Genomic DNA, 2,875 nt, shown 5'->3' with positions numbered 1-2,875 from the left:
GATACGCGGTGGCGGCGTCTTCCTGCAGTTTGAAGCTCTGGCCCACGCGCGGGTCGTCGGGAAGGCTGTCCTTGTGGGCGGCGGCCAGCAGGGCGTCGGCCTTGGCGGTGCCGTCCTTCCAGAGGGCGGTGCAGGCGGGCATGGGGGGCACTTTCAGCTTCACCTCGGTGGCGGCCACGGCCACCCGCCCGTCCGCCACGCGCAGCACCACCACGCTGTCCGGCAGGGCATCGCCCGTCCCGTCCTGCGCGAACAGGCCGAGGGCGGCGTAGGTGTCCTCGCCCGGGGCGGGCGCGAGGGGCAGCGGCGCGTAGGTGGTGAAGGCGGCGTCGCGGCTCACCGTGAGGGTGAAGAAGAAGTCGTCCCGCGCGGCGGCGGCGATGCCGGCCTTGAATACGGCGGGCGCGCCCTCATCGGCGGCGCGGGCCTTCAGCCAGTCGGCGAACACCGGCTCCGGCGAGACGAGGAGATGGGTGGTGGCGTCCTTGTCGGTGAAGACGAGGCCGTCCGGGGAATCGGTGCCGAGATCGCCGGGCACCAGCGTGTCCGGCGAGAAGGCCGGCTTTGGGTCCAGCCCCTTGAAGCGCAGCGGGCCGAGAAGCGCGACCATGCGCTTTTCCAGGTCCCGCCGGGCGGTGCGGTCGGCCTTGTCGACCTGCGGCGCGGGCCGGTTCGCCTTCACTGCGGCGGCGATGGCGGCGGTGGCCTTGTTGCGGGCGACGATGTAGTCCTCCGCCGGCCCGGCGAGGGCTGCGCCAAGCGGAAGCGCGACCGCGAGCAGGACAGCGCAGCGTGCGCTTCGGTTCAGGAGGGTCCGGGTCATGGGCAGGGCTCGATGGAGGCGGGTTTCAGTCTCGGCTTGACCGATGTCGCGCCCGCATTCAAGCCCCTTCCGCGCGGCGAGGAAATAGCCGTCGAAGCTATCGCATCCGCCCGTAAGGTGGGCGGATGCGCGCTGATCACGGCTGGCGAGCCTTGGATACTCGCAGCCCAGTTACTCGAGTCCAGCGGCTCACCGCTCAGTTGCTGGCCGCCTTCTTGGCGCCGGCGCTGGCGGCCGCCACCTTCGGCGGCACCGGCGCGTGGCTCAGCAGCGCTTCGATGCGCTCACGCTCCCTCTTGAACTCCGCGAGGAAGCGGCCGTCCAGCGCCCGGCCGCGCGGCAGCTTGATGCGCATGGGGTCCACGAAGTTGCCGTTGATCTTCACCTCGTAGTGGAGATGCGGGCCGGTGGACAGGCCGGTCGTGCCGATATAGCCGATGAGCTGGCCCTGGCGCACGGTCGTGCCCTCGCGGATGCCGCGGGCAAAGCCGGACTGGTGGGAATAGGTGCTGACATAGCCGTTGGCGTGCTGGATTTCCGTGTGCTTGCCGTAGCCGGACTTCCAGTTGGCATAGATGATGGTGCCGTTGCCCGCCGCGTAGATGGGAGTGCCGATGGCATCGGCCCAGTCCACGCCCGTGTGCAGCTTGGAATAGCCGAGGATGGGGTGGCGCCGATAGCCGAACGGCGAGCGCATGATGCCACCCGCCAGCGGCTTTCTCACGAGGAACTTCTTCGCGCTCTTTCCGTCGTCGTCGTAATAGTCCACCACGCCGTCGTCGGCGGTCTGGAAGCGGTAGTAGCGCCGCGTCTCCTTGTTCACCGTGAGCGCGGCATAGAGCACGTCGTTGGGCGCGCCGGGATCGTCGGAGAACAGGATCTCGAAATTGTCGCCCGGGCGCACCCGGCGCTGGAAGTCCACGTCGAACGAATAGACGCGGATGATGTCGGCGATGACGCTGCGCGGCACCTCGTTGCGCAGGCAGGTCTCGTACACGCTCTCATAGAGCCGGATGCCGGGCCCGCTGTCGTCGTCGTCCGTATCCTCGGAGATGCCGGCGATCTCGGTCTCGGACGGCTCCGGCACGTTCACGAACTCGTCCTTGTCGGAGAGGGCGACGGTGCCCTCGTGGCCGAGGTCGCTGAACAGCGACACGCGCAGCGGCCGGACCTTCCTGTTCTCCTCCTGGAGCAGCATGCGCATGCGCAGGCCGTCCTTCACCTGGCCGTCCCGGCCGCGCCCGAAGGCGGCGGCGGCGGCGCGGGCGTCTTCCTTGGAGACGCCGTTGTCGATCAGGATGGAGGCGATGGTGTCGCCCTTCTTCACCACCACGGCGGTGTCGGACCAGTCGTTGCCGCCGGAGGTCTCGTCCGAGGTCTTGGGCACGAAGCTGATGTTGCCCGGCGCGACCTGCTGCTGGGGCGGCAGAGCGGGGGCGTGGGCGCCGGGCACGACGCTCGTCGCGAGGCCGCCGCCATGGCCCAGCGCGTCGCCGACACTGGCATAGGACAGGTAGGGCGTGGGAGAGGCGGCGGGAGCGAAGCCCGGCCCCCCTACGATGGTCGGCGGCAGTGCGCCCGGCCCGCCGCCCTGGCCGCCACCTTGGCCCGGCTGGGCGCGGCTCAGCTCGGCCACCTCGCGCACCTTGACCAGCACGTTCTCCATGGGGGTCCCGGCGCCGAGCCGGGTGCTCTGCGGCAGGCTCGACAGGTCGCGCATCACCAGGGTGACCTCGCCGGTGGGCTCGGCCTGGGGCGCCGTCTCTTCCTTGGAGACGGATTCGGCCACCACCTGGGCCGGGTTGAAGCGCGGGATATTGGCCGAGACCGAGGTGGTGCTCATGGCGAGGTTGGCCGACACGCGCGTGAACGGACGCACCTTGATGATCTCCCGGTCGCCCATCTTGGTGGCGGTGGAGACGCGGAAGGTCTGCCGTGCCGACGCGGAATCACCCAGCAGGGACATGCGGTCGCCCTTGCGGGCGGCATTGACCGGGCGCTCGCCCACCGCCAGGGCGCCGCGAATGGCGTTGCGCACCTTTTCCGGCATGA

General features: G+C 70.0%; 2 protein-coding genes (1 of these 2 cut by a window edge). Both read right to left on the bottom strand.

Annotation, left to right across the window (positions count from 1 at the left end):
• A partial coding sequence (locus K9U40_RS17110) for a hypothetical protein (protein ID WP_282891344.1) occupies positions 1 to 823 on the bottom strand: 823 nt, incomplete at its 3' end.
• Positions 824 to 1,019: 196 nt separating this feature from the next.
• Positions 1,020 to 2,875, bottom strand: the 3' portion of a protein-coding gene (locus K9U40_RS17105; protein ID WP_282891343.1) for a M23 family metallopeptidase. 142 nt of this gene lie beyond the right edge of the window; the window shows 1,856 of its 1,998 coding nt (coding positions 143–1,998); its start codon lies beyond the right edge, outside the window; it ends in the stop codon at positions 1,020 to 1,022.

The sequence above is a fragment of the Xanthobacter autotrophicus genome (assembly GCF_030015065.1).
GTDB lineage: Bacteria > Pseudomonadota > Alphaproteobacteria > Rhizobiales > Xanthobacteraceae > Xanthobacter > Xanthobacter autotrophicus_D.
Note: the sequence above shows the minus strand (reverse complement) of the source record. Positions and strands in the feature narration are given on the sequence as shown.